This is a genomic window from Pseudomonas sp. ML2-2023-3 (genome assembly GCF_037055275.1).
GTDB lineage: Bacteria > Pseudomonadota > Gammaproteobacteria > Pseudomonadales > Pseudomonadaceae > Aquipseudomonas.
In genome coordinates this window covers 1,159,260-1,184,976 of the sequence record NZ_CP146343.1, presented here as the reverse complement: position 1 = coordinate 1,184,976, position 25,717 = coordinate 1,159,260, and the positions used below count along the sequence as shown (strand labels likewise).

The 25,717-nt window shown below is 57.6% G+C and carries 22 protein-coding genes; 15 read left to right on the top strand and 7 right to left on the bottom strand.

The window, feature by feature from the left end; all coding sequences use genetic code 11:
* Nucleotides 1–2,391 (bottom strand): PAS domain S-box protein, encoded by a 2,391-nt coding sequence (locus V6P94_RS05390; RefSeq protein WP_326398576.1) that lies wholly within the window; start codon nucleotides 2,389–2,391, stop codon nucleotides 1–3.
* A 74-nt stretch (nucleotides 2,392–2,465) separates the two neighbouring features.
* On the opposite strand from V6P94_RS05390, the gene V6P94_RS05385 reads away from it, so the two are divergent.
* The gene (locus tag V6P94_RS05385) at nucleotides 2,466–3,449 is read left to right on the top strand and encodes an alpha/beta hydrolase family protein (RefSeq protein ID WP_326398577.1); all 984 of its coding nucleotides are present in this window, start codon (nucleotides 2,466–2,468) and stop codon (nucleotides 3,447–3,449) included.
* Nucleotides 3,450–3,455: 6 nt separating this feature from the next.
* Here the strand turns inward: V6P94_RS05385 and V6P94_RS05380 are convergent, their stop codons facing one another.
* Genes V6P94_RS05380 through V6P94_RS05370 form a run of 3 tightly spaced genes read right to left on the bottom strand, consistent with a single transcriptional unit; the run spans nucleotide 3,456 to nucleotide 5,915 of the window.
* A complete protein-coding gene (locus tag V6P94_RS05380) occupies nucleotides 3,456–4,220 on the bottom strand; it encodes a TerB family tellurite resistance protein (protein WP_326399145.1) in 765 nt (254 codons plus the stop codon).
* A 1-nt stretch (nucleotide 4,221) separates the two neighbouring features.
* Nucleotides 4,222–4,893 carry an N-acetylmuramate alpha-1-phosphate uridylyltransferase MurU gene (gene murU, locus V6P94_RS05375; RefSeq protein ID WP_326398578.1) on the bottom strand — a complete coding sequence of 224 codons (672 nt, stop codon included), beginning with the start codon at nucleotides 4,891–4,893 and terminating at the stop codon, nucleotides 4,222–4,224.
* Nucleotides 4,890–5,915, bottom strand: a complete 1,026-nt coding sequence (locus tag V6P94_RS05370; protein WP_338649073.1) for a phosphotransferase — start codon at nucleotides 5,913–5,915, stop codon at nucleotides 4,890–4,892. The genes murU and V6P94_RS05370 overlap by 4 nt, the downstream gene beginning before the upstream one ends.
* A gap of 131 nt (nucleotides 5,916–6,046) precedes the next feature.
* Between V6P94_RS05370 and V6P94_RS05365 the strand changes: the two genes are divergently transcribed.
* The 11 genes from V6P94_RS05365 to V6P94_RS05315 all read left to right on the top strand — a co-directional run bounded on the left by V6P94_RS05365 (nucleotide 6,047) and on the right by V6P94_RS05315 (nucleotide 20,107).
* Entirely contained in the window at nucleotides 6,047–8,800 is a 2,754-nt protein-coding gene (locus tag V6P94_RS05365) for an LPS-assembly protein LptD (protein WP_133075311.1), read from the top strand.
* Nucleotides 8,781–10,115, top strand: a complete 1,335-nt coding sequence (surA, locus tag V6P94_RS05360) for a peptidylprolyl isomerase SurA (RefSeq protein ID WP_133075310.1) — start codon at nucleotides 8,781–8,783, stop codon at nucleotides 10,113–10,115. The genes V6P94_RS05365 and surA overlap by 20 nt, the downstream gene beginning before the upstream one ends.
* Nucleotides 10,112–11,101, top strand: coding sequence for a 4-hydroxythreonine-4-phosphate dehydrogenase PdxA (gene pdxA / locus V6P94_RS05355; protein ID WP_326398579.1), 990 nt, complete (start codon nucleotides 10,112–10,114; stop codon nucleotides 11,099–11,101). Before surA ends, pdxA begins: the two co-directional genes overlap by 4 nt.
* Nucleotides 11,098–11,916, top strand: coding sequence for a 16S rRNA (adenine(1518)-N(6)/adenine(1519)-N(6))-dimethyltransferase RsmA (gene rsmA / locus V6P94_RS05350; protein WP_219262876.1), 819 nt, complete (start codon nucleotides 11,098–11,100; stop codon nucleotides 11,914–11,916). The genes pdxA and rsmA overlap by 4 nt, the downstream gene beginning before the upstream one ends.
* Nucleotides 11,917–12,038: 122 nt before the next feature.
* On the top strand, nucleotides 12,039–12,419 hold the full coding sequence (gene apaG / locus V6P94_RS05345; protein ID WP_133075307.1) for a Co2+/Mg2+ efflux protein ApaG: 381 nt from the start codon (nucleotides 12,039–12,041) through the stop codon (nucleotides 12,417–12,419).
* Nucleotides 12,419–13,300 carry a symmetrical bis(5'-nucleosyl)-tetraphosphatase gene (locus V6P94_RS05340; protein WP_133075306.1) on the top strand — a complete coding sequence of 294 codons (882 nt, stop codon included), beginning with the start codon at nucleotides 12,419–12,421 and terminating at the stop codon, nucleotides 13,298–13,300. Before apaG ends, V6P94_RS05340 begins: the two co-directional genes overlap by 1 nt.
* Nucleotides 13,301–13,333: 33 nt before the next feature.
* Entirely contained in the window at nucleotides 13,334–13,663 is a 330-nt protein-coding gene (gene glpE, locus V6P94_RS05335; RefSeq protein ID WP_019823082.1) for a thiosulfate sulfurtransferase GlpE, read from the top strand.
* Nucleotides 13,664–13,962: 299 nt separating this feature from the next.
* The gene (locus V6P94_RS05330) at nucleotides 13,963–15,885 is read left to right on the top strand and encodes a PrkA family serine protein kinase (protein WP_019823081.1); all 1,923 of its coding nucleotides are present in this window, start codon (nucleotides 13,963–13,965) and stop codon (nucleotides 15,883–15,885) included.
* Between the two features lie 102 nt (nucleotides 15,886–15,987).
* Nucleotides 15,988–17,262: a YeaH/YhbH family protein gene (locus tag V6P94_RS05325; protein WP_133075305.1), complete on the top strand. Its 1,275-nt coding sequence runs from the start codon at nucleotides 15,988–15,990 to the stop codon at nucleotides 17,260–17,262.
* Nucleotides 17,259–18,821 (top strand): SpoVR family protein, encoded by a 1,563-nt coding sequence (locus V6P94_RS05320; protein WP_219262874.1) that lies wholly within the window; start codon nucleotides 17,259–17,261, stop codon nucleotides 18,819–18,821. The genes V6P94_RS05325 and V6P94_RS05320 overlap by 4 nt, the downstream gene beginning before the upstream one ends.
* Before the next feature lie 62 nt (nucleotides 18,822–18,883).
* Nucleotides 18,884–20,107 carry a multifunctional CCA addition/repair protein gene (locus V6P94_RS05315; RefSeq protein ID WP_133075303.1) on the top strand — a complete coding sequence of 408 codons (1,224 nt, stop codon included), beginning with the start codon at nucleotides 18,884–18,886 and terminating at the stop codon, nucleotides 20,105–20,107.
* 131 nt (nucleotides 20,108–20,238) lie between these two features.
* On the opposite strand, the gene folK is transcribed toward V6P94_RS05315, so the two are convergent.
* Both folK and folB read right to left on the bottom strand, forming a co-directional pair.
* On the bottom strand, nucleotides 20,239–20,763 hold the full coding sequence (folK, locus tag V6P94_RS05310) for a 2-amino-4-hydroxy-6-hydroxymethyldihydropteridine diphosphokinase (RefSeq protein WP_326425137.1): 525 nt from the start codon (nucleotides 20,761–20,763) through the stop codon (nucleotides 20,239–20,241).
* Nucleotides 20,754–21,107, bottom strand: coding sequence for a dihydroneopterin aldolase (gene folB / locus V6P94_RS05305; protein WP_133075301.1), 354 nt, complete (start codon nucleotides 21,105–21,107; stop codon nucleotides 20,754–20,756). The genes folK and folB overlap by 10 nt, the downstream gene beginning before the upstream one ends.
* A 74-nt stretch (nucleotides 21,108–21,181) precedes the next feature.
* Here folB and plsY point away from each other — a divergent pair, with 74 nt between their 5' ends.
* Complete coding sequence (gene plsY, locus V6P94_RS05300) at nucleotides 21,182–21,751, top strand: glycerol-3-phosphate 1-O-acyltransferase PlsY (RefSeq protein WP_133075300.1); 570 nt, start codon at nucleotides 21,182–21,184, stop codon at nucleotides 21,749–21,751.
* Between the two features lie 44 nt (nucleotides 21,752–21,795).
* Here plsY and tsaD read toward each other — a convergent pair whose 3' ends face one another.
* Nucleotides 21,796–22,821 carry a tRNA (adenosine(37)-N6)-threonylcarbamoyltransferase complex transferase subunit TsaD gene (tsaD, locus tag V6P94_RS05295; protein WP_048361129.1) on the bottom strand — a complete coding sequence of 342 codons (1,026 nt, stop codon included), beginning with the start codon at nucleotides 22,819–22,821 and terminating at the stop codon, nucleotides 21,796–21,798.
* Nucleotides 22,822–23,020: 199 nt separating this feature from the next.
* Between tsaD and rpsU the strand changes: the two genes are divergently transcribed.
* Together rpsU and dnaG are read left to right on the top strand one after the other, a co-directional pair.
* Complete coding sequence (gene rpsU / locus V6P94_RS05290) at nucleotides 23,021–23,236, top strand: 30S ribosomal protein S21 (protein ID WP_002551877.1); 216 nt, start codon at nucleotides 23,021–23,023, stop codon at nucleotides 23,234–23,236.
* Nucleotides 23,237–23,707: 471 nt separating this feature from the next.
* Nucleotides 23,708–25,663 (top strand): DNA primase, encoded by a 1,956-nt coding sequence (gene dnaG, locus V6P94_RS05285; protein WP_326398581.1) that lies wholly within the window; start codon nucleotides 23,708–23,710, stop codon nucleotides 25,661–25,663.
* Nucleotides 25,664–25,717: the final 54 nt, after the last annotated feature.

Genomic DNA, 25,717 nt, shown 5'->3' with positions numbered 1-25,717 from the left:
TCAACTTTTATCAACCAAAGGCACGCGTACAATCAGGGTCGTCCCCTCCCCCGGAACACTGTGCAGAGACAAGGTTCCGCCCAGCATCAAGACCCGCTCACGCATCCCCACGACGCCGAAGGACGTCGGCCTGCCAGTGTCAGGCACAAAGCCTTGCCCATCATCACTGATGTTCAGGCACAGCTCCTTGCCTTCCACACTCAAGGTCAGCTCAACCGTGTGCGCGTGAGCATGGCGCATCACATTGGTCAGCGCTTCTTGCAAGATACGAAACAAGCCCACTTCCTTGGCCGCTCCAAGCGGCGGCAAGTGCTCCGGCACCTGCACCAGACACGGGATGTGCGTGCGCGCTTCAAAGCGCCTGGCCTGCCACTCGATGGCCGAACTGATACCTGCATCCAGAATCGGTGGTCGCAGTGACGTGGCCACATCGCGCACCAACTGAAAGAGCTGGGCAATCAGCCTTTTCATGCTGTTGAGCCGCTCATTCAACCCCGGATCAAGCTGCGCGTAAGCCAGCTCGCACATCGAGGTTTCCAGTTTAAGCACCGTCAACATCTGCCCCAGCTCATCATGAACCTCACGGGCGATGCGCGCTTTCTCTTCTTCGCGCACACTTTCGAGGTGCGCCGACAATTCACGCAACTGCCCGCGGGAACTGTCCAGCTCAAGTTCAATGCGCTTGCTTTCGCTGATATCCCAGACAATGCCATCCCATACTACGGTGCCATCATCCAGGCGACGGGTTATCGCCTTGATTTCGGCCCAACGCTGCTGCCCCTGACGGGTCAATATCCGACCCTGCCATGACCAGTCACTGTCGCTGTCGAGCGCCATGTCCTGCACACGATGGTAGTCAGCCCTGTCATCAGGATGCACCAGGCTACGCAGGCCTACCTCGCGCAGGCGCAGTGTTGCCGGAGAAAAACCGGCAAGGCTTTCGCTGCCCTCACTGATATAGGGGAAATCCAGTTCACCCGTCAGCAACGAACGCTCCAGACGAAAGACCAGCCCCGGTACGTTGGCAGCAATGCCCTGCAAGCGCGCATCACTTTCTTGCAAGGCGGCCTGTACCCGGTGCCGCTCAGTGATGTCATTGAGGTACACGACCAAGTACTCCGACGTCTGAAAGCGCAGAAAGCTCAAGGTCACATCGGCGGGAAACTCACTGCCATCGGCCCGCACGCATAGGGTTTCACTGCGGTGAACACCCTCTTTGTGATTGCGCGCACGCCGCCACATATTCAGCCAACGGTCCATGTTCAGACCCGGTTCAAAATCGCTTAACGGTCGATCCAGCACGGCACCCGGCTGATAGCCGAGCATGTCTTCAGCCGCTCGATTGGCATAGCGCACGTGGCTGTCCCAATTGACCCACAAGATACCCACCGGGCTTTGGTCGATTGAGAACTGGCTCAAGCGCAGCGCCTGGGCACTGGCCGTGCGCACGACAAGATCTTCGCGGGCGCTGAGTAACGCGCGCTCCAGGGCCGTTTGCTGGCGACGCTGCCACACCACAATCGCCATGCTGGCCAGCAACAACGCACCCATCAGTAAACTCAGGTTCTGCCAAAAGCCGGGCGATGGCCCAAGGTGCGGATACTTGGGCTGCAGCCAGCGGCTGTGCAGTTGCTCCATGTCCCGCGCCGGGATCGCATGCAGCCCGCGCTCAACGATGTCGGCCAATTGGGGCCAGTCGCGGCGCGTCGCAACCCGCAACAGCTGCGGCAAGCCGACATCACCCACCACGGCCAGCTCCGCGAACTCCGGCTCGACCGACAAACGACTGAGCTGGGCCTCATCGATAACGGCATAAGTCGCTTGCTGACTGAGCAGCAGTTGCAGAGCCTGACGCTCCAGCGGCACACCTTGCAGGTTGAGGCCGGGGTAACTGCTGCGCAAAAAATCGGCCGTGGCGCTGGGCATGCGCACCGCGACCCGGGTCTGGCTGTCGACTCGTTCCAGGTCCACCGAACCGGTGCCATTACGTGTGCCCACCAACAACTGCGGCACACGCATGTAAGGATCGGAAAACTGCCACAACCGCAAACCGGCCGGGGTCTGGGTCAAGCCGGGCACAAGATCGATTTCTCCGGCGCGGGCAGCTTGCTCCAGTTGCGCCAGGTCCTGATAGTTACGCCATATCAGCTCAACATCCAGCGCCTGGGCCAGCCACTTCATCAGCTCGACGTTGGCGCCCGAAAGCTGCTGTAACCGTTGATCAAACTTGGCATAGGGCGCCTGCAAGACAAGTCCTACCCGAAGCTCCTTGTGCCGGGCCAGCCACTCGCGCTGATCCGCCGACAATTGGGCCGCAGGCACAGGCGCCGCATTGCCCATTAAGGGCAGCCATAACCAGCCGATAACCCACAGATAGCAAAAACGTCTCATCTAAACGCTCACACCCTGACAAATACTGATCAACCCATTACGCTGCCGGGACTACTTCTGGCCTGGAATCACTGATGTTTTCTTATCGTCTGGTACTACCGGCCTTGTACATGTCGCTGCTATTGCCACTCGCCTCGCCAGTGTTTGCAACAGAAGCCGAGGCCGAGGCCCAGCCCAAACCTGCCGTGCGTGAACCGCTGCCCGAGCGTAGCCAGGAAGACGCGGCGGCTCTTGAGCGACAGGTTCCGCAACACGAACAGCAACAGCTTCAAGCCCCGGGCGACAGCTTTCTTGCCCTCTGGAAACCCGCCAACAGCACCGCCCCTCAAGGTGCGGTGATCATTATTCCCGGGGCCGGTGAAACCGCCGACTGGCCGCTGGTTGTCGGCCCTCTGCGCAACAAGCTGCCGGACGCCAACTGGGCCAGCCTGAGCCTGAGCTTGCCGGACATGCAAAGCGAAGCCAGTCAGGCGCGGGAAGACGAACCAGAAAAAACTCCTACGACATTAGCGACAGACAGTAGCAGCAAAGCAGCCAGCACCACAGCCAAACCCATCGAGCAGGCGGCCAGTGCAGGCACCGAAAGCCCGGAGCCCGAGAGCATTGAAACCGTTGATGCTTTGAGCGAAGCGGATGCCGAGCGCATCTTTGCCCGCATCGACGCGGCCATCTCCTTTGCCCAGAAACAAAACATGCGCAGTATTGTTTTGCTCGGCCACGGCTCAGGCGCCTACTGGGCATCGCGCTATATCAGCGCAAAGCACCCGGCCCAGATTCAGAAACTGGTCATGATTTCTGCGCACACACCCGCCCAGGCAAAGTCAGAGCTGAGCCAACTGACACCCGCCCTCGACGTGGCACTGCTGGATATTTTCTACAAGGACCAGCCACTTGCCCGCGAAGCCGCCTTGCAACGATTGCAGGCAAGCAAGCGAGCCAACGGTTCGAATTTCAAGCAGGTAGGATTATTCGCCATCCCGGGAAATCGGGATGGCGAACAGGAGCAACTGTTTCGTCGTGTTCGCGGCTGGCTCAGCCCCCAGCCTGTGGACAAGTAAGCGCCGTTAAAAACCGTGCTGTTCACGGATAAAGGCGTAGGCCTGATGCAGCTCACGGGTTTTTTCCGTGGCCTCTCTTACCTGCAGCGTACTGGCACCTGTGCCAGCAACCTTGTCCGGATGGTGACGGCTGAGCAATCGTCGATAGGCACGTTTGATCTGCGCAGGATCACTGGTAGCCGTAACCCCAAGCAAGGTCAGCGATTGCTGATAAGTCCCGGCGCGAGTCGCCACCGGCTTTTTAGGGGCGTCATATTCGCCCCCCAGTGCCAGAACCTGTTGCCGTGTCCAGCCCAGCCAGTTCCCCCAGCGCGTGATCAACTCACGCTCCTGGGGCGCAACGCGGCCATCAGCCAGTATCATCCGCCAGCAGGCGCGCAACACACCTTCTGCCGCATGGGGCTGAGCTTTAAGACGCCGCAGGTAGCCGCGCAACGAATCATTACCTGACTTGCCGCGATTGAACGCCGCAATAGCACGCTTCTGGGCTGCGGGCTCCATGTCGAGCTGACGCATTTCAAGCCGCGCCTGCTCGATGTGCCTGTCCACGACTCGCCCTCCACTTTTCGCCAGTCGACCGAGCAGCACAAATAACAGCTCATCGTTGCGCAACACCGGCCGGGCACCCAGGCGCTCAAGCAAATGCGCCCAACTGTGCAGCTGCAAGCGCCGGTCCAGCGCTTGCCCCAATAAAGCCCCGAGCATGGCCCCCGGAATGCTGGCTATAAAAAAACCCGCTCCGGCTCCAACGAGAGTCCCTGGCCACAGCATTTTAGCGGGAGCTCTCAATCAGCGACTCGACCTCGGCCAGACGTTCATGTGTGCCCACATCGACCCAGTGCCCGAGCAAACGCTCACCCGTTACTTGCCCTGCAACCATCGCCTTGCGCAACAGAGGTGCCAGCTTGAAAGCACCTGCCGTGCATTCCCTGAACAACTCCGGGTGGAGCACGGCAATACCGCTGTAGGTCAACGTATCGCTACCTGGCACACCATCTTCAACCTGCTTGCCGTTCAGGCAGAAATCACCGGTGGGGTGATGCGCCGGGTTATCCACCAATACCAGGTGGGCCAGCCCCGTCAGCGGTTGACGCAAGGCGCCAAAGTCGTAATCGGTCCAGATATCACCGTTCACTACCGCAAAAGGTTCAGTACCCAACAATGGCAACGCCTTGAAAATCCCGCCACCGGTTTCAAGTGGCTCGCCCTCAGGGGAGTAACGGATGCTGACGCCAAAGCGCGAACCGTCCCCCAGGTGATCTTCAATTTGCTGGCCCAGCCAAGCGTGATTGATCACGATCTCGGTAAACCCCGCCGCCGCCAGTGCCCGCAAGTGGTACTCGATAAGTGGCACACCGCCAGCGCAAATCAATGGCTTTGGTGTGTGCAGGGTCAGTGGCCGCAAGCGCTCGCCCTTGCCGGCAGCCAGAATCATCGCTTTCATGCATCGGCCTCGCTGACGAGTCCAAGGCTGGCGAACAGCTCACCCAACTCGGCCAACTCAGGACGCCGCGCCAACACGCCTTCTATATAAGAGAAGAAGCGCGGCACATCGGCCAGGTAGCGCGGTTTGCCATCACGGTGACAAATGCGTGCAAAAATGCCGATCACTTTCAAGTGCCGCTGCACACCCATCAGGTCGCTGGCGCGCAGGAACTCTTCAAAGTTCGATTGCACCGGGATGCCCAGGGGCAATGCCAGCTTCCAGTAATCCTGCAGCCAGGCACGCACGCGCTCTTCGGGCCAGCTCAGAAAGGCGTCCTTGAACAGGCAGGTGATGTCATACGTCACCGGGCCATACACGGCGTCCTGAAAGTCCAGCACACCGGGATTGGGAATACTGAGCATCAGGTTGCGTGGCATAAAGTCGCGGTGCACCAGCACCTTGGGCTGTGCCAGCGCACTGTCGATCAGCAGTGTGCTGACCCGTTGCCAGGCAGCCAGTTGCTGTTCATTGAAGTCAACACCCAGGTGAGCCCGTACGTACCACTCGGGGAACAGCTCAAGCTCGCGGCGCAACAAGGCCACGTCATAGCTGGGCAACGGCTCGACCATCGGCAGTTGCTGAAACGCCAGCAAGGCTTCGATCGCATCCTTGAACAGCTCATCGGCATTGGTGCTGTTAATCACGTCGAGAAAGGTTTTATTGCCCAGATCGTTGAGCAAAAGAAAGCCGCGATCGAGGTCCTGGGCATAAACTTTCGGTACGTTTATCTGGCAAGTACGCAACAAATCGGCAATATCGACGAAAGGTTTGCAGTTTTCCTGGGGCGGCGGCGCATCCATGACGACAAAACTGCGACCCTCGCCTTCCCAGCGAAAATAGCGTCTGAAACTCGCATCGCTACTGGCAGCAGTCAGCGTGGCCGGGGGCAAAGCACCCCACCCCTCATTCGCGAACAAGGTTGCCAACTGCTCATCCAGCCAAACTTTCAGGTGTTGCAAGCGTACATCTTGGTCAGGCATTACAAGGGTCTCCGACGGTGCTAGCCGTCAAGCGGGTCATGCTTTATTATCCAGAATCTTTTCCAGACCATCGATAGGCGTGCGGTCCCCCACCGCGGGCTGATGGCACGCAGGAAGCCCGGACTAATAAGATGGCATTGAAATCCCCCGCGTTTCGTAAAAAATTTCCGTTGCTGGTAACCGGCAGTTTGCTGGCCATGCAACCTCTAGCCACGCCGTTCGCGTTTGCCGAGGAGCAGTATGACTGTTCCGTGTCGGCTTCGGGTGGCTGGGATTGCGCACCAAAAAACAGCGTGGCGCAACTGCCACCGCGTCCGGCCCATGCCGACGGGTCTGTAGGTGCAAGCGGTGAAACCAGCGAGCAGGTCAAACAGGCCCCGCTGGTGACTGAGGCCAAAGGCCGTGCGCTAAAAGCGCGCAGTGACGACTACAGCCATCTCGACTGGGTGCCACGTGACAAACTGACCGCAGCGCAACTGGCCGAAACCGGTCCGTACTGCGCCGGTTCGTACGTAGAGCCCATCCGTCCGGGCATGAACGACACGACCAGCAAAAGCGATTCCCCGACCTTTATCGGCGCCAAGGCCTCCCGCTATCAGCAGGAAGAGCAGGTCGCGACCCTGGCCGGTGACGTCGTAATGCGTCAGGGCAGCATGCAGATCGAAGCCGACGAAGCCAGCCTGTATCAGGCTGAAAGTCGTGGCGAGCTCAATGGCAAGGTTCGCCTGCGCGACAACGGGGCCCTGATCGTAGGCGACCACGCCGATGTTCAACTGGACACGGGTGCGGCCAAGGTCGACAACGCCGAATACGTGCTGCACAAGTCGCGCATTCGCGGCAGTGCGCTGTACGCCAAGCGTGCCGAAGACTCGATCATCCGCCTCAAGGATGGTACGTACACCACGTGCGAACCCAGCAGCAACGCCTGGCAACTCAAGGGCAACAACATCACGTTGAACCCGGCTACCGGTTTCGGTACGGCGACCAACGTGACGCTGCGGGTCAAGGACATTCCGGTGTTCTACACCCCGTACATCTACTTCCCGATCGACGATCGCCGTCAGTCCGGTTTCCTGCCGCCGTCCTTCAGCAGCAGCTCCGACACCGGCTTCATGCTCGTGACCCCGTACTACTTCAACCTGGCACCCAACTACGATGCCACGTTGTACCCGCGCTACATGACCAAGCGCGGCTTGTTGATGGAAGGCGAGTTCCGTTACCTGACCGAGTCCAGCGAAGGCCAGTTCGGTGCCGCGTACCTCAACGACGATAACGACGACCGCAAGCGCCAGACCGACTACACCGACAAGCGCTACATGCTCAACTGGCAGCACAAGAGTGGCCTCGATTCCCGTGTACTGACCGAAGTCGACTACACCAAAATCAGCGACCCGTATTACTTCCAGGACCTGGAAAGTGATCAGATCGGCGTTGAAAGCCGTGATTACGTTAACCAGCAAGGTGCCGTCAGCTATCGTGGCGACAGCTATACCGCCAAGCTGAACGCACAGGCCTATCAACTGGCCACTGTTACTCAGATCACGCCTTACAACATGCTGCCGCAACTGACCCTTAATGGTGAACTGCCACAGCAACCGGGCGGCCTGAACATCGCCTACAACACCGAGCTGGTTCGATTCGATCGCAGCCTCGAAAACGGTCAGTACACCAACGAAAATGGTACTACTGATGATCGCCTGGACACTAACGTAACGGGTCTGGCTCGAGCCAACGGTACGCGCATGAACCTGGCCCCGAGTGTCAGCCTGCCGCTGAACTGGAGCTACGGCTACCTCACGCCGTCCCTCAAGTACATGTACACCCAGTACGACCTGGATCTGGATGGTACCGGCAAGACCCAATTGGCCACTGCAGGTGGAAAATTCGACAGTTCGGTTAGCCGCAGTGTGCCAATCGCAAGCGTCGACAGCGGGCTGTACTTCGACCGCAACACCAACTGGTTCGGCACCAACTACCGCCAGACCCTGGAGCCGCGTGCGTTCTATCTGTATGTCCCTGAGCGCAATCAGGACAACATCCCGATTTTCGACACCAGCGAAAGCACCTTCAGCTATTCCTCGTTGTGGCGTGACAACCGCTTCACCGGTACTGACCGCGTCGGTGACGAGAACAAGCTGTCACTGGGTCTGACCAGCCGCCTGATCGAAGACAACGGTTTTGAACGTCAACGCATCAGCGTGGGCCAGGCCTACTACTTCAAGGACCGCAAGGTTCAGTTGCCTGGCATTGAAGACGACCGCAAGGATGCAACTTCCAGCATGTCGCCGTATGCGCTGGAGTACGCCTATCGCTTCAACCGCGACTGGCGGGCCACTGCCGACTACAACTGGGACCCGGAAAGCCGCAGCCCGCGTTCTGGCAGTGCGATGATGCATTACCAGCCTGAAGACAACCCGAACAAGGTCGTCAACATCGGCTATCGCTATCGCAACGACCAGGTTCGCTACGACCAGTACACCGGCAAGTGGATCGTTGGTGGTGGTGATTTCGGAACCCCGGGTCAACCGGGTTACATCAAGGATTACTACAAAATTCAGCAGCACGACTTCTCGGTTATCTGGCCGATCGTGCCTCAATGGAATGCCATCAGCCGCTGGCAGTACGACTACAACCGCAACCGTACCCTGGAAGCCTTCGGTGGTTTCGAGTACGACAACTGCTGCTGGAAGCTTCGTCTGATCAGCCGTTATTGGGTATCCAACGACGAGTACACCCAAGCAGCCCCTCTTAACGAGAAGGGCGACCATGGTCTCTTCCTCCAAGTTGTGCTGAAAGGTCTCGGTGGCGTTGTTGGCACCAAAGTAGAGAGCTTCCTCGACAAAGGCATCCAAGGTTATCGTGAACGTGAAGATCAAGCTTTCTGAGTGTCTGCGCCCGCTAATGCTGGGCGCGTTGTTCCTGGGTACTGCAGCCAGCGCTGCGGTACAACCCCTGGATAAAGTGGTGGCCATTGTCGATAACGACGTGATCATGCAGAGCCAACTGGATCAGCGCGTCCACGAAGTTCAGCAAACCATCGCCAAGCGTGGCCAGGGTGTTCCCCCTGCCAGCGTTCTGGACCAGCAGGTGCTTGAACGCCTGATCGTCGAAAACCTGCAACTGCAGATCGGCGAGCGTTCAGGCATCCGTATCACGGATGAAGAACTGAACCAGGCCATCGGCACCATTGCCCAGCGCAATAACATGACCATCGAACAGTTCCGCCAGGCTTTGGCCCGCGACGGCCTGTCTTATGAAGATGCCCGCGAGCAGGTACGTCGCGAGATGATCATCAGCCGTGTGCGTCAACGTCGTGTGGCTGAGCGCATCCAGGTAACGGATCAGGAAGTGAAAAACTTCCTGGCTTCGGATCTGGGCAAAATGCAGATGTCCGAAGAATACAACCTGGCCAACATCCTGATTCCAACGCCTGAGAGCGCGAGTTCAGATGCCATCCAGAACGCCGCCAAGCAAGCCGAAGATGTCTACAACAAGCTCAAGCAAGGCGCGGACTTCGGGCAAATGGCTATCGCTCGCTCCGGCAGCGACACTGCACTGGAAGGCGGCGACATGGGCTGGCGTAAAGCAGCTCAACTGCCACCTCCTTTTGACCGCATGCTCAGCGAGATGCCTGTGGGTGACGTAACACCGCCAGTGCGTACGCCTGGCGGCTTCATCATCCTCAAGCTGAATGCAAAACGCGGCGGCGAAACAGTGGTTGTGGACGAAGTGCATGTTCGCCACATCCTGATCAAACCAAGCGAAATTCGCAGCGAAGCGGCCACCAAGGCGCTGGCAGAGAAACTTTACGAGCGCATCAGCGCCGGCGAAGACTTTGCAGAGTTGGCTAAAAACTACTCCGAAGACCCGGGTTCCGCTCTTAACGGCGGCGATCTGAACTGGGTTGACCCCAACTCGCTGGTACCCGAGTTCCGCGAAGCAATGGCCGACACACCACAAGGCGTGCTGTCCAAACCCTTCAAAAGCCAATACGGCTGGCATGTACTGGAAGTCCTTGGCCGTCGCGCCACTGACAGCACCACCCAGGCACGCGAGCAACAGGCAATGAACGCTTTGCGTAACCGCAAGTACGACGAAGAGCTGCAATCCTGGCTGCGTCAGATCCGCGACGAAGCCTATGTTGAAATCAAGCTGCCAGGCGCAACCGGAACTGACAGCGCAGATCAGGCCGCGCAGTGAAAGCACAGCGCTTTGCCCTGACACCCGGTGAACCGGCAGGCATAGGTCCAGACCTGTGCCTGCTGCTCGCCTCGCAGCAACAGCCACACCCCCTGATTGCCATCACCAGCCGCGACCTGCTCCTTGAGCGGGCAGCGCAGCTCGGTGTGGCTGTCAGCCTGCTGTCTGTAGGGCCTGGCAACTGGCCCGAACAACCGGCGCCTGCAGGCAGTTTGTACGTGTGGGATACCCCCCTGAATGCCACCGTCACCGCTGGCACGCTGGACAAGGCCAACGCAGCCTTTGTGCTGCAAACCCTGACCCGCGCCGCCCAAGGCTGCCTGAGTGGCGACTTTGCAGGAATGATCACCGCCCCCGTGCACAAAGGCGTGATTAACGAAGCGGGCATTCCGTTTTCTGGCCACACCGAATTCCTCGCTGACCTGACTCATACCGAGCAAGTGGTAATGATGCTTGCCACTCACGGACTGCGCGTAGCTCTGGTCACGACTCACCTGCCACTTCGTCAGGTCAGCGATGCAATCACCTCCGAGCGACTGATGCGGGTTACCCGTATCCTGCACGCCGACCTGCAACAAAAATTCGGCATTGCCCAACCGCGTATCCTGGTCTGCGGGCTAAACCCCCATGCCGGTGAAGGCGGGCACTTGGGCCATGAAGAAATCGACATCATCGAACCAACCCTGGAGCGCCTGCGCAGCGAGGGCATGGACCTGCGTGGCCCGCTGCCTGCCGACACTCTGTTTACCCCCAAATATCTGGAACACTGCGACGCAGTGCTGGCGATGTACCACGACCAAGGCCTGCCCGTACTCAAGTACAAAGGGTTTGGTGCCGCAGTCAACATCACCCTGGGCTTACCGATTATCCGCACCTCTGTCGACCACGGTACCGCCCTGGATCTGGCAGGTAGCGGCAAAATCGACACCGGCAGCCTGCAAGTCGCCCTGGAAACCGCCTACCAGATGGCCGAGACCCGTATATGAACGAGCAATACCAACACAAGGCGCGCAAGCGCTTTGGCCAGAACTTCCTGCACGATGCAGGCGTTATTGACCGTATCCTGCGCGCCATCCACGCCAAGGCTGACGATCGCCTGCTGGAAATCGGCCCGGGCCAGGGGGCCCTGACCGAAGGCATTCTCAACAGCGGTGGTCAACTTGACGTCGTGGAACTCGACAAAGACCTGATCCCGATCCTCAATCGGCAATTCGCAGGGATGAGCAACTTCACCCTGCACCAGGGTGACGCGCTGAAGTTCGACTTCAAAAGCCTCAACGCTGCACCCCGTACTCTGCGAGTAGTCGGCAACCTGCCGTACAACATCTCCACACCGCTGATTTTTCACCTGCTGAAAAATGCCGACCTGATCCGCGACATGCACTTCATGCTGCAAAAAGAAGTGGTTGAACGCATGGCCGCCGGTCCTGGCGGTGGCGACTGGGGTCGTCTTTCGATCATGGTCCAGTACCACTGCCGCGTCGAACACCTGTTCAACGTAGGCCCAGGTGCATTCAATCCGCCGCCAAAAGTTGATTCGGCAATTGTCCGACTGGTGCCGCACGAAGTGCTGCCACATCCAGCCAAGGACCATCGACTGCTTGAACGCGTGGTTCGTGAAGCATTCAACCAGCGTCGTAAAACCCTGCGCAACACCCTCAAAGCCTTGCTCAGCAACGATGAAATCGAAGCCGCTGGCGTTGATGGCAGCAAACGTCCGGAGCAACTCGACCTTGCCGCCTTTGTGCGCCTGGCCGACAAGCTCAGCGAACAGCCTGTCGTAGCGCCCTCTGCCGACTGATTGCCGAGAAAAACGGGTACTGGGCCGGACGCAACGTCTGGCCTAGTACACGTTGTTTGGCCTAGACTCAGGCATCAGTTTTATCCCGAACTGTGTCTTCGCTTTCACGTAAGGCCTCTCGCATGCACGATCCCCGCTACCTGGTCGACGTCAGTGTCGTCACGCGTTACCTGCCAGAACAATCGCAGCCTGAACATCAGCGTTTTGCCTTTGCCTATACCATCACGGTGCGCAATAACGGCTCAATACCCGCAAAACTGCTGTCCCGGCATTGGGTAATCACCGACGGCGATGGCCATGTAGAAGAAGTTCGTGGCGCTGGCGTTGTGGGTTTGCAACCTACAATCGCCCCCGGTAGCGAGCATTCCTACAGCAGCGGTTCGGTCATCACGACCAAAGTCGGCACCATGCAAGGCAGCTACCTGATGCATGCCGACGACGGTCATGAGTTCAAAGCCGTCATTGCGCCCTTCCGCCTTGCGGTCCCCGGGGCCCTGCACTGATGGCGGTATATGCCGTTGGCGATCTGCAAGGCTGCTTGAAGCCTCTCAAACGCCTGCTCGAACGCGTAGCCTTCGCCCCTGACAGAGACAAGCTCTGGCTGGTGGGCGACCTGGTCAACCGTGGCCCGGAATCGCTGGAAACCCTGCGCTTTTTGTACCGCATGCGAGAATCACTGGTGTGCGTGCTGGGCAACCATGACCTACACCTGCTGGCCGTGGGCCATAACGCCGAGCGCCTGAAAAAAGGCGATACCCTGCGTGAAATCCTCCAGGCTCCCGATTGTGATGAACTGCTGAGCTGGTTACGCCAGCAACCTCTTCTGCATCACGATGCCGAGCGCAATATTGCACTGGTGCATGCCGGAATACCGCCGCAGTGGACACTGAAAAAAGCCCTCAAGTGTGCCAGTGAAGTTGAACATGCGTTGCGTGATGACAACCTCATCGGGCCTTACCTTGACGGTATGTACGGCAACGACCCTGCCAAGTGGGACAACGAGCTGACGGGCGTCACCCGTTTACGGGTTATTACCAACTATTTCACCCGGATGCGTTTTTGTACCCGAGAAGGCAAGCTCGACCTCAAAAGCAAAGAAGGCATCGGTAGCGCACCGCCAGGCTACGCGCCTTGGTTCAGTTATAAAGAACGCAAAACCCAAGGGCTCAAGATCATCTTTGGGCATTGGGCAGCGCTGGAAGGCAACTGCAAGGAGCCTGGCATCTTCGCTCTCGATACTGGCTGTGTCTGGGGAGGCGCCATGACTCTGCTCAACGTCGATACCGGTCAGCGCCTGATCTGCGATTGCGACGACCCGGCCCTTGCGGCGCCCTCCATCGCCCTGCAAACCGCCCCACCTTCCCAACCCTTGGGCGCCAGCTAACCGCGCCCGCTGTCAGGCCACAGGAATCTCCCCATGACCGAATTCAAACGTATCCCGCCAGAGCAGGCCCAGGCCTTGCGCGAACAAGGCGCCGTCGTAGTTGATGTGCGTGATCCACAGGCCTTTGCCGCCAGTCATATCAGCGGCGCGAAGCACCTGGACAACCACTCACTGCATGACTTCATCGCCAACGCCGACCTCGACGCCCCTCTGATCGTTGCCTGTTACCACGGCAACTCCAGCCAAAGCGCCGCGGCGTATTTGGTGAGCCAGGGTTTTAGCGAGGTCTACAGCCTTGATGGCGGCTTCGAGCTGTGGCGTGCAACTTATCCGAACGAAACCGCGCAAAGCACTGCCGAATAATATTTTTTTCAGCGCCAGCCCCCGGTATCAGAGGGCTGGCGCCCTTCCTGACCAACGGTCAGGCGCAACAATTCATGCATCTCGCCTTGACCTCCCGGATTACCAACTATCCTTTACCTCAGGCCATCCAAATCTGGGGAGAGCCGGTACACCGGCGAATGGATCATCGGTAGTAACTTCAAGGGCTTAGCCACCTTGATGGTGTCCTGGGGGGTACACAGCAGCTGAAATGCTGCTGCATGCCAGCACTCGAACTGACCGATCTATCGCCGACTCCACGTATCGAGCGAGGTGACGTCATGAGTATTTTTAGCCACTTCCAACAACGCTTTGAATCCACACGCCAGGAAGAGCTCACGCTCCAGGAGTATCTGGAGCTGTGCAAGCAAGACAAAAGCACTTATGCCTCTGCTGCTGAAAGGCTACTGCTGGCCATTGGTGAACCGGAACTGCTGGACACCTCAAACGACTCTCGTCTGTCACGAATCTTCTCCAACAAGGTGATTCGTCGTTATCCGGCCTTTGAAGACTTCCATGGGATGGAAGAATGCATTGACCAGATCGTCTCCTACTTCCGCCATGCTGCGCAGGGCCTGGAAGAGAAGAAACAAATCCTCTACCTGCTGGGCCCGGTCGGGGGCGGCAAGTCATCCCTTGCCGAAAAGCTAAAGCAACTGATCGAAAAGGTGCCCTTCTATGCGATCAAGGGCTCGCCGGTCTTCGAATCGCCTTTGGGGCTGTTCAACGCCACAGAAGATGGCGCGATCCTCGAAGAAGATTTCGGCATCCCGAAACGCTACTTGAGTACCATCATGTCGCCGTGGGCCACCAAGCGTCTGGCCGAATTTGGTGGTGACATCAGCCAGTTCCGCGTAGTGAAACTCTATCCCTCGATTCTCAACCAGATCGGTGTCGCCAAAACCGAACCCGGCGATGAAAACAACCAGGACATTTCAGCCCTGGTCGGCAAGGTTGATATTCGAAAACTGGAAGAATTCCCGCAGAACGACGCCGATGCCTACAGCTATTCGGGCGCGCTGTGCCGGTCCAACCAGGGCCTGATGGAATTCGTGGAGATGTTCAAGGCGCCGATCAAGGTGCTGCATCCACTGCTGACTGCCACTCAAGAAGGCAACTACAACAGTACCGAAGGTCTGGGGGCCATTCCGTTTACCGGTATCCTGTTGGCCCACTCAAACGAATCGGAGTGGCACACCTTCCGCAACAACAAGAACAACGAAGCGTTTATCGACCGGATCTACATCGTCAAAGTGCCGTACTGCCTGCGCGTCAGTGACGAAGTAAAAATCTACGACAAACTGCTGTTCAACAGCTCACTGGCCAAAGCCCATTGCGCACCCGACACCTTGAAAATGCTGGCCCAGTTCACTGTTCTTTCGCGCCTCAAAGAACCGGAAAACTCCAACATCTACTCCAAGATGCGGGTATATGACGGTGAGAACCTCAAGGACACCGATCCGAAAGCCAAATCCATTCAGGAATACCGCGACAACGCGGGCGTCGACGAAGGCATGAACGGGCTTTCGACCCGATTCGCGTTCAAGATCCTGTCCAAGGTATTCAACTTCGATCCCCACGAAATTGCAGCAAACCCCGTTCACCTGCTCTATGTACTCGAACAGCAGATCGAGCAGGAACAGTTCCAGGCCGAAACCCGTGAGCGCTACCTGCGCTTCCTCAAGGAATACCTGGCGCCGCGCTACATCGAGTTTATCGGCAAGGAAATCCAGACGGCTTACCTGGAGTCCTACAGCGAATACGGGCAAAACATCTTCGATCGCTACGTGCTGTACGCCGACTTCTGGATTCAGGACCAGGAATACCGCGATCCGGAAACCGGTGAGATCCTCAACCGCGTAGCCCTGAACGAAGAACTGGAAAAAATCGAAAAACCGGCCGGCATCAGCAATCCGAAAGATTTCCGCAACGAAATCGTCAATTTCGTTCTGCGTGCCCGTGCCAACAACAACGGCAAGAACCCTACCTGGCTCAGCTACGAGAAGTTGCGCGTGGTGATCGAGAAGAAAATGTTCTCCAACACCGAGGACCTGCTGCCGGTTATCAGTTTCAACGCCAAGGCGAGCAAAGAGGACCAACAGAAACACAACGACTTCGTCACTCGAATGGTCGAACGCGGCTATACCGACAAACAAGTACGGCTGCTCTCCGAGTGGTACCTGCGGGTCCGCAAGTCGCAGTGAGGCAGCTGTAAGCCTCAAGCCTCAAGCTGCAAGGACCAGGCACGCGCAATTGCCTGGACTTGCAGCTTGCAGCTCACAACTTGAAGCTGCCCGGAGGGCCTAATGAGCTATGTGATCGACCGACGCCTCAATGGCAAGAACAAGAGCACGGTAAACCGTCAGCGCTTTCTGCGGCGCTACCGTGACCACATCAAAAAGGCCGTAGAAGAGGCCGTGGGCCGCCGCTCCATAACGGATATGGAACATGGCGAGCAAATCAGCATTCCCGGCCGCGATATCGATGAGCCGGTGCTTCACCATGGGCGCGGTGGCAAGCAAACCGTAGTTCACCCTGGCAACAAGGAGTTCACCAGCGGCGAACACATTCCCCGGCCTCAAGGCGGAGCGGGCGGCGGCGGTGGACCCGGAAAAGCTGGCAATTCCGGCGAAGGCATGGATGAGTTCGTATTCCAGATTACCCAGGAAGAGTTCCTCGAATTCATGTTCGAAGACCTTGAACTCCCCAATCTGGTCAAACGCAACCTGACCGGAACTGACACCTTTAAAACCGTACGCGCCGGTATCAGCAACGAGGGCAACCCGTCTCGCATCAATATCATTCGTACCTTGCGCTCAGCTCACGCCCGGCGCATTGCCCTTTCAGGCAGCAGTCGGGCAAAACTCAGGGAGGCCAAGGCTGAGCTGGAACGATTAAAGCGCGAAGAGCCCGATAACTTCGGCGATATCAAAGCCGTAGAGGCCGAAATCGAGAAACTTAGCGCACGAATTCACCGCGTACCTTTCCTCGATACCTTTGACCTCAAGTACAACCTGCTGGTCAAGCAACCCAACCCCAGCTCCAAGGCCGTCATGTTCTGCCTGATGGACGTTTCTGGCTCCATGACCCAAGCCACGAAAGACATCGCCAAACGATTTTTCATCTTGCTGTACCTGTTCCTGAAGCGGAACTACGACAAAATCGACGTCGTGTTTATTCGCCACCACACCAGTGCACGCGAAGTGGATGAAGAGGAGTTTTTCTACTCAAGAGAAACCGGCGGCACCATCGTCTCAAGCGCACTCAAACTGATGCAGGAGATCATGGCCGAGCGCTACCCCACCAACGAGTGGAATATCTACGCAGCGCAAGCCTCTGACGGGGATAACTGGAACGATGACTCACCCATTTGCCGCGACATTCTGATCAACCAGATCATGCCATTCGTGCAGTACTACACTTATGTAGAGATTACACCGCGCGAACATCAGGCCCTCTGGTACGAATACGAACGCATCAGCGAGGCGTTTTCCGACACCTTCGCGCAGCAACAACTGGTCTCGGCCGGCGATATTTATCCGGTCTTCCGTGAACTCTTCCAGCGCAGGTTAGTGACATGACCGCCAAAGAGAATAAACGCCAACCCATCTCCACTGGCTCAGAGTGGACCTTTGACCTGATCCAGGCTTACGACCGTGAAATCGGTCGCCTGGCCGAACGCTATGCGCTGGATACCTATCCCAACCAGATCGAAGTGATTACTGCCGAACAGATGATGGACGCCTACGCTTCAGTGGGCATGCCGCTGGGGTATCACCACTGGTCCTATGGCAAACACTTTTTGAGCACCGAAAAGTCATACACCCGTGGGCAGATGGGGCTGGCCTACGAAATCGTCATCAACTCTGACCCGTGCATTGCTTACCTGATGGAAGAAAACACCATCTGCATGCAAGCACTGGTGGTGGCCCATGCGTGCTATGGGCATAACAGCTTCTTCAAGGGTAACTACCTGTTTCGCACCTGGACGGACGCCAGTTCGATCATCGACTACCTGGTGTTCGCCAAGCAGTACATCATGCAATGTGAGGAGCGCCACGGCATCGATGCGGTCGAAGACCTGCTCGACTCCTGCCATGCCTTGATGAACTACGGTGTAGACCGCTACAAACGACCCGATCCGATTTCAGCTGAAGAGGAACGCCGTCGCCAAAAAGAGCGCGAAGAGCATCTGCAAAAGCAGATTAACGATTTGTGGCGCACCATCCCTAAAAGCGCAGACAAACTAAGCGAGAAAGATAACGCGCGCTTCCCCGACGAACCTCAGGAAAACATCCTCTATTTCATAGAAAAACACGCGCCGCTGCTGGAGCCCTGGCAACGCGAAGTTGTGCGTATCGTGCGCAAGATTGCACAGTACTTTTACCCACAACGGCAAACGCAAGTGATGAACGAGGGCTGGGCTACTTTCTGGCACTACACCTTGATGAACGACCTCTACGACGAAGGCCTGGTGACCGAAGGCTTCATGATGGAGTTCCTCATTTCCCACACCAGCGTGGTGTTCCAACCCGGCTTTGACAGCCCTTACTACAGCGGCATCAACCCCTACGCACTGGGGTTTGCAATGTATTGCGACATCCGGCGCATTTGCGAACACCCAACCGACGAGGACCGTTACTGGTTCCCTGACCTGGCAGGCAGCGACTGGCTATCAAGCATCAAGTTCGCCATGAGCAGTTTCAAGGACGAGAGTTTTATCCTGCAATACCTGTCACCCAAAGTAATCCGCGATCTGAAATTGTTCAGCATCATGGACGACGATCAAAAAGACGACTTGCTGGTACCCGCCATTCACGACGAGAACGGTTACCGCATCATTCGTGAAACCCTGGCTGCCCAGTACAACCTGGGCAATCGTGAACCCAACATACAAATCTGGAGTATCGACCGCCGTGGCGACCGCTCCCTGACCCTGCGCCACCAGCAACATGACCGCAAACCCTTGGGCGAATCAACCGACGAGGTCTTGAAACACCTGCACCGCTTGTGGGGCTTCGATATCCATCTTGAAACACTGCAAGGCGACCAGGTCGTGAAAGTCCATCATGTCCCACCAAAAGGCGATCACGGCGACAATGATCGCGGCCGACTGGATATGGGCGCCATTCACCTGTAATGCACACAAGCCTCCGTTAACACGGCACACGCGCTATCCTGTCGTGCTAACGGAGGTTTTTTATGCAGATCTATAAAGTTGGCGGCGCTGTACGTGATCGCCTGCTGGGCAAGCCTGTCACCGATATTGACTGGGTAGTCGTTGGCGCAACAGCCGAACAAATGCAAGCCTTGGGGTATCGCCCTGTAGGTTCAGACTTCCCGGTATTTCTTCACCCCAAAACCGGCGACGAATACGCTCTGGCACGTACAGAGCGTAAAAGCGGTCATGGTTATGGCGGCTTTATTTTTCATGCCAGCCCCGACGTCACCCTGGAAGAAGACCTGATACGCCGCGACCTGACCATCAACGCAATGGCTGAGGACGATGCTGGCAATATAACTGACCCTTACAATGGTCAGCGCGATCTTGAAGACCGTGTTTTACGCCACGTTTCCCCCGCATTTGCCGAAGATCCTCTCAGAGTCCTGCGTGTGGCCCGCTTCGCAGCACGCTACGCGAGCCTTGGTTTCAACATCGCACCAGAAACGCTGGAATTGATGCGCCAGCTGTCCAGATCCGGCGAGCTGCAAGCCTTGACCCCCGAGCGCTGCTGGAAAGAAATTTCCCGCGCCCTGATGGAAGACCAACCTCAGGTATTTATTGAAGTGCTGCGCAGTTGTGACGCACTGGAGGTGCTGCTGCCAGAGGTGAATGCACTGTTTGGTGTGCCACAACCCCCTGCCCACCACCCGGAAATCGACAGCGGCGTGCATACCCTGAGCGTGCTGGAGCAATCGGCGCTGCACAAGCAACCGCTGACCGTTCGCTGGGCGTGCCTTCTGCACGACCTTGGCAAGGGGCTTACGCCGGAGAAAGACTGGCCAAGACACATTGCCCACGAGCACAAAGGACTACGCCTGATCAAAGCCGTAAATGATCGCTACAAAGTGCCAAGGGATTGCCAGGAATTGGCATTGCTGGTGGGCGAGTACCACACCCACGGCCATCGTGCTCTTGAGCTCAAGGCTTCGACGCTACTCGAGTTACTGCAGCGCTTTGACGTGTACCGCCGCCCGCAGCGATTCGAGGAGTTTATCGTGGCATGCGAGATGGACGCCAAAGGGCGTCTTGGCCTGGAAAACCGGCCGTATCCGCAAGCTGACTACCTGCGCGGCGCTGCACGGGCCGCACTGGCCGTGGCCGTGCAACCACTGCTGGAGCAGGGCTTCAAAGGCCCAGAACTGGGTGAGGCCCTGAAGCACGAGCGGCTCAAGGCACTGCAAGCCTACAAGGATGCCGTGTAGCGCAAATATTGTGGGAGCGGGCTTGCTCGCGATGGCATCAATGCGGTCTGACGCAAAGACCGCAGCGCCAGTATCGCGAGCAAGCCCGCTCCCACAAAAAAGCAGCACCCTGCTGCACATTCAAACGACCTTCAGCCTGCCAGCATCTCCAGCGGCGTCAACTGCTCACCCCGCCATTCAAACGCAGCAGGTGCGAGCACTTGATCGATCTGTGCCTCTGCCCACAACTGAGCAAGGGTCTTGCCCACACCTGGATGCACTTTGTCTGGCGCTATCAATGATAGCGGCCACAACACAAAAGCATTCTTGAGAATCTCGGCACGGGGCAAGGTCAATCCGTCAAAACTACCCACCAGGTCACCGTAAAACAGCACGTCGATATCCAGTGGCAATCCTTTACGATCTTGAGCATAACGTCCGTTATCAGCTTCGATCAGCTTCAATCGCCGACTCAACTCAATCAGTGGCAAATCGGTTTTCGCCGCCACCACCAGATTGAAAAAAGGCCCGCTTTTGATACCCACAGGCTGACTTTCGAAAACCGCAGAGCAACACATATCGCGCAAAAAACCGGTCAGTGCATCAAGCCCCGCCAGCAAATGCTTTTCGCGCTCGACATTACTGCCCAGCCCGAGATAAACCTGAGTTAGCGACATCCGCGCTCAATCTCCACGCCAACCCCTGTGGCCGCCGCAACGGCGCCGGGCTTGGTCAGCTTGAGGTGCAGCCAGGGAATGTTGAACTCACTCATCAACACCTCTGCCAGACGCTCCGCAAAGGTTTCCACCAGTTGAAATTGAGCGTGCTCGGCAAATGCCTGAATACGCGTGGAAACGCTCGCATAATCGAGAGCCAGCGTCAGGTCATCGCCAGCGGCAGCCGGACGGTTATCCCACGCAAAACTCAGGTCAAGGCGCAGGCACTGACGGATGCCGCGCTCCCAGTCATAAGCACCAATTACGGTGTCGACTTCCAGGCCTTCGATAAACACTCTGTCCAAGCACTCTTCTCCGCAGCACGACAAGGGCGCAATGCGCCGTTAGAATCAGGGCGTCCTCGCCCGGAATAGTTAGCATGTTTTGGTTACTGGCGATCCTCGCCTACCTGCTTGGCTCTCTGTCCTTTGCCATTTTGCTCAGCCGCCTGACGGGAACTCCCGATCCGCGAATGAGTGGCTCCGGCAATGCCGGCGCAACCAACATGTTGCGTCTGGCTGGCAAAAAACTTGCCGTCCTGACCTTGCTCGGCGACCTGTGCAAGGGGCTTTTACCCGTCCTTCTGGCCTGCCAACTGGATTTCTCGCTCCAGGACCAAGCCTGGATCGGTAGCTGCGCCGTCGTAGGACACATGTACCCTGCGTACTTCCGCTTTCGCGGCGGCAAAGGTGTCGCCACGGCTGCCGGCATGCTACTGGGGCTATACCCTCCCGCGGCATTGCTGGCTGTCGCAGCATGGCTGCTAACCTTTCAGCTGACCCGTACCAGCTCACTGGCGGCGTTGATCGCCACACCCCTGACCCTGCCATTGCTGGCCTGGCAAGAGCCTGCCGCCCTGCTGCCCATGAGCGTCCTGACGGCACTGATTGTCTGGCGCCACCGCGGCAATTTACGCGACCTGATGGCTGGGCGCGAACGCCATTTCTGAATCTTGCCCGTGAAAAAACCTCACGCTCGATCCAACCCCGGCTCTCACAGGGGCTTCAACTGCTCCATCGGCCAGCGTGCCTGCACGCTGATTGCCAATGTTTCGTGCTGGCCAGCCTGCAAACGCTGGCAACCAGCAAACGCAATCATCGCGCCATTATCCGTGCAAAATTCCGGGCGAGCGTAGTAAACGTTACCCTTCATCTCGCCGAGCATTTTTTCCAGGGATACACGCAACGCCTTGTTGGCGCTCACACCACCAGCAATCACCAGGCGCTTCATGCCCGCGTGCTTCAAGGCGCGCTTGCACTTGATCGTCAGCGTCTCGACCACAGCCTGCTGGAACGCCAGGGAAATATCGCAACGGGTTTGCTCGGTATCGTCGCCCGCGGCCACACAGCGCTGCCAAGTGTTCAGGGCGAAGGTTTTGAGGCCGCTGAAGCTGAACTGCAGCCCCGGACGATCAGTCATGGGGCGAGGGAATACAAAACGCCCCGCAACGCCCTGAGCGGCCAGACGCGCGATCTCAGGGCCACCTGGATAGTTGAGCCCCATCATCTTCGCGGTCTTGTCGAACGCCTCACCCGCAGCATCGTCCAGCGTCTCGCCCAGCAACTCGTACTGGCCGATACCATCAACGCGAACCAGCTGCGTGTGACCGCCCGACACCAACAAAGCGACGAACGGAAATTCCGGAGGCTGTTCTTCCAGCATCGGAGCCAATAAATGGCCTTCCATGTGATGGACACCGAGGGCCGGAATACCCCAGGCAAAAGCCAGCGCCTGAGCGCAAGAAGCCCCAACCAGAAGGGCTCCGACCAATCCTGGACCCGCCGTGTAGGCTATTGCGTCGATCTCGGTCGGCACACAATCGGCTTCGGCCAGCACCTGACGAATCAAGGGCAGCATGCGCTTGACGTGATCCCTTGAAGCCAGCTCCGGCACCACACCGCCATAGGCGCGGTGAAGGTCGATCTGACTGAACAGTGCATCGGCCAAAAGCCCGCGCTCACTGTCGTATAGCGCGACGCCGGTTTCGTCGCAGGAGGTTTCTAATCCCAGTACTAGCATGGGTTTACGCCTTGTAGAGGCTAAATTCGAAGGCGCGCATAATAGTCGCCACTCCCGCCCCCGGCCAGCGGTTTTCGATCAGAGGCTTTGCATTCCGGGCGATGAGGGGTTAACATCCGCAACCCTTAAAAACCGACGTCTTTCAACGCAATTTTTGCCTTGAGACGTTGACCCCGGTAATGAATGAAGGTAGCTCTGGATGCCAGCCGTCAAAGTAAAAGAGAACGAACCCTTCGACGTAGCTCTGCGTCGTTTCAAGCGCTCCTGCGAAAAAGCCGGTGTTCTGGCTGAAGTTCGCAGCCGCGAATTTTACGAGAAGCCGACTTCCGAGCGTAAACGCAAAGCAGCAGCTGCTGTTAAGCGTCACGCGAAGAAAGTTCAGCGCGAGCAGCGCCGCGCCGTTCGTCTGTACTAATACACAGACGTTCGTAGCACGCTTCTGCCAAGCCCGGCCTAAAGCCGGGCCGTAGGCAGTTGTTGAAGGTTACATGCTTTATCGTCAAGGCCGCAGATGCGACCGCGACAAGCGTTACATCACGTCAGACCTGGCCTAATAGCCAGCGGTGCACGTCTTTACTGACGAGCCTTCCAAGGCTACCGACGAGCACACCTCTCTGATTTTCCCTAAAGACGATCAGCCCAAGGCACCTCTCCAGTGCCTGCTTATGAGCTATCCGAGACCAGCCATTGGTCAGTGCCGGACTCAGAGCGTGAAAATTACCGATCCCATTCACTCTGTTTAAAATGAGCAGACCGGGTTTCGACAGATACACTTCCCCGAAATAATTGAGCTGACGCCCCACGATCGAGCAGTGCATTCGCCTGCACGCGCGATGTCCAAGCCCTTTATACGGACCCATTTCTGCGCAGTGATGACGAGAACGCCATGGCCGGGTTAATCCCCCAGAGCTTTATTGACGACCTTCTGAACCGTACCGATATCGTCGATGTCGTCAGCTCTCGCGTGCAAATGAAGAAAGCCGGCAAAAATTACGCGGCCTGCTGCCCCTTCCACAAAGAAAAAACGCCGTCTTTCAGCGTCAGCCCCGACAAACAGTTCTATTACTGCTTTGGCTGCGGCGCGGGCGGCAACGCCCTCGGCTTCATCATGGACCACGACAACCTGGATTTCCCCCAGGCCGTCGAAGAACTGGCCAAAGCCGCCGGCATGGAGATCCCGCGAGAAGAAAGTGGCCGCCCACACAAGCCGCGGCAGCCAACTGACTCTCCGCTCTATCCACTTCTGACCGCGGCTGCCGATTTTTATCGCCAGGCATTAAAAACCCATCCTGCACGCAAAGCTGCTGTGGACTACCTGAAGGGCCGCGGCCTGACCGGCGAAATCGCCCGCGACTTCGGTCTCGGATTCGCCCCGCCAGGCTGGGACAATCTGTACAAACACCTAAGCAGCGACACACTGCAGCAAAAAGCCATGATCGATGCGGGCTTGCTGGTGGAAAACGCCGAGACCGGCAAGCGCTATGACCGCTTTCGTGATCGCGTCATGTTTCCGATCCGCGACAGTCGTGGCCGCATCATCGCCTTTGGTGGCAGGGTCCTGGGCGATGACAAACCCAAATACCTGAACTCCCCGGAAACGCCGGTCTTTCATAAAGGCCAGGAACTGTACGGGCTGTTCGAAGCACGCAAGTTCAATCGCAGCCTCGACGAAATCATCGTGGTTGAAGGCTACATGGACGTCATTGCCCTGGCCCAGCAAGGCCTGCGCAATGCCGTCGCAACACTGGGCACCGCCACCAGTGAAGAACACATGAAGCGCTTGTTCCGCGTGGTACCCAGTGTTTTGTTCTGCTTTGACGGCGACCAGGCAGGCCGCAATGCTGCCTGGCGCGCACTGGAGGCCACACTCCCTTGCCTGCAGGATGGACGGCGCGCGCGCTTTTTGTTTCTGCCTGAAGGCGAGGACCCGGACACACTGGTGCGCTCCGAAGGTACCGACGCCTTCAAGGCACGCATCAACCAGCACGCACAACCACTGGCCGATTACTTCTTCCAGCAGTTAACCGAAGAAGCAGACCCGCGCTCGCTAGAAGGCAAAGCCCATATGGCCACGCTGGCAGCACCGCTGATCGACAAAGTCCCGGGTGCCAACCTGCGGACCTTGATGCGCCAGCGCCTGAGCGAAATTACCGGCCTGACCAGCGAGACCGTCAGCCAGCTGGCGCAAAACGCACCTGCGAAGCCCCAGGCTCAACCGACCTACGACCCCGGCATTGATTACGATGCAATGCCCGACTACAGCGACTTCCAGCAACCGGACATGTACATCCCGCAACAGGAATGGACGCCGAAAAAGCCTGGCGCTGGCGGTAAAAAGTGGGAAAACAAACCCTGGGACAAAAAAGGCAAGCGTGGCGGCGAACGCGAGCAGGCCTGGATCCCCGTAGGCGTTGAACCGCCCACACTGACAGCCCTGCGCACCCTGCTGCACCATCCGCAACTGGCCAAAAAAGTTGAGGATGCCGGGCACTTTGCTGCAGAAGACCAGACTAACAATCAGTTACTGATTGCGCTGGTAGAGGCCGTACAGAAAAATCCTAAGCTAAGCTCTATACAGCTACTGTCCCGCTGGCACGGCACTGAACAGGGCCGCTTGCTGCAAAGACTGCTGGAAAAGGAATGGCTAATTGATGCCGATAACCTTGAACAACAGTTTTTCGACACCATAACTAGCTTGTCAGCTCGTCAACGCGAGCGAAATCTAGAGCAACTTCTTCGAAAAGCACGTCAAGGCGAGCTAAGTAGCGAGGAAAAAAATCAGTTACGCGACCTTCTAAGTCGCAATAATCCCGCATCAAACCCGACCTCAACTGGCGCGTGAGGTCATAGCTAAGGTATAATCCTCGGCTTGTTTTTTGCCCGCCAAGACCTTCAG

What these genes read in the sequence shown, in the direction of transcription:
- tsaD (WP_048361129.1), bottom strand. Translation starts at nt 22,821, where the DNA reads ATGCTAGTACTGGGATTAGAAACCTCCTGCGACGAAACCGGCGTCGCG.
- rpsU (WP_002551877.1), top strand. Translation starts at nt 23,021, where the DNA reads ATGCCAGCCGTCAAAGTAAAAGAGAACGAACCCTTCGACGTAGCTCTG.
- V6P94_RS05380 (WP_326399145.1), bottom strand. Translation starts at nt 4,220, where the DNA reads ATGCTGTGGCCAGGGACTCTCGTTGGAGCCGGAGCGGGTTTTTTTATA.
- V6P94_RS05325 (WP_133075305.1), top strand. Translation starts at nt 15,988, where the DNA reads ATGAGCTATGTGATCGACCGACGCCTCAATGGCAAGAACAAGAGCACG.
- V6P94_RS05320 (WP_219262874.1), top strand. Translation starts at nt 17,259, where the DNA reads ATGACCGCCAAAGAGAATAAACGCCAACCCATCTCCACTGGCTCAGAG.
- V6P94_RS05330 (WP_019823081.1), top strand. Translation starts at nt 13,963, where the DNA reads ATGAGTATTTTTAGCCACTTCCAACAACGCTTTGAATCCACACGCCAG.
- rsmA (WP_219262876.1), top strand. Translation starts at nt 11,098, where the DNA reads ATGAACGAGCAATACCAACACAAGGCGCGCAAGCGCTTTGGCCAGAAC.
- glpE (WP_019823082.1), top strand. Translation starts at nt 13,334, where the DNA reads ATGACCGAATTCAAACGTATCCCGCCAGAGCAGGCCCAGGCCTTGCGC.
- V6P94_RS05315 (WP_133075303.1), top strand. Translation starts at nt 18,884, where the DNA reads ATGCAGATCTATAAAGTTGGCGGCGCTGTACGTGATCGCCTGCTGGGC.
- apaG (WP_133075307.1), top strand. Translation starts at nt 12,039, where the DNA reads ATGCACGATCCCCGCTACCTGGTCGACGTCAGTGTCGTCACGCGTTAC.
- plsY (WP_133075300.1), top strand. Translation starts at nt 21,182, where the DNA reads ATGTTTTGGTTACTGGCGATCCTCGCCTACCTGCTTGGCTCTCTGTCC.
- V6P94_RS05390 (WP_326398576.1), bottom strand. Translation starts at nt 2,391, where the DNA reads ATGAGACGTTTTTGCTATCTGTGGGTTATCGGCTGGTTATGGCTGCCC.
- folK (WP_326425137.1), bottom strand. Translation starts at nt 20,763, where the DNA reads ATGTCGCTAACTCAGGTTTATCTCGGGCTGGGCAGTAATGTCGAGCGC.
- V6P94_RS05340 (WP_133075306.1), top strand. Translation starts at nt 12,419, where the DNA reads ATGGCGGTATATGCCGTTGGCGATCTGCAAGGCTGCTTGAAGCCTCTC.
- murU (WP_326398578.1), bottom strand. Translation starts at nt 4,893, where the DNA reads ATGAAAGCGATGATTCTGGCTGCCGGCAAGGGCGAGCGCTTGCGGCCA.
- V6P94_RS05365 (WP_133075311.1), top strand. Translation starts at nt 6,047, where the DNA reads ATGGCATTGAAATCCCCCGCGTTTCGTAAAAAATTTCCGTTGCTGGTA.
- V6P94_RS05370 (WP_338649073.1), bottom strand. Translation starts at nt 5,915, where the DNA reads ATGCCTGACCAAGATGTACGCTTGCAACACCTGAAAGTTTGGCTGGAT.
- V6P94_RS05385 (WP_326398577.1), top strand. Translation starts at nt 2,466, where the DNA reads ATGTTTTCTTATCGTCTGGTACTACCGGCCTTGTACATGTCGCTGCTA.
- dnaG (WP_326398581.1), top strand. Translation starts at nt 23,708, where the DNA reads ATGGCCGGGTTAATCCCCCAGAGCTTTATTGACGACCTTCTGAACCGT.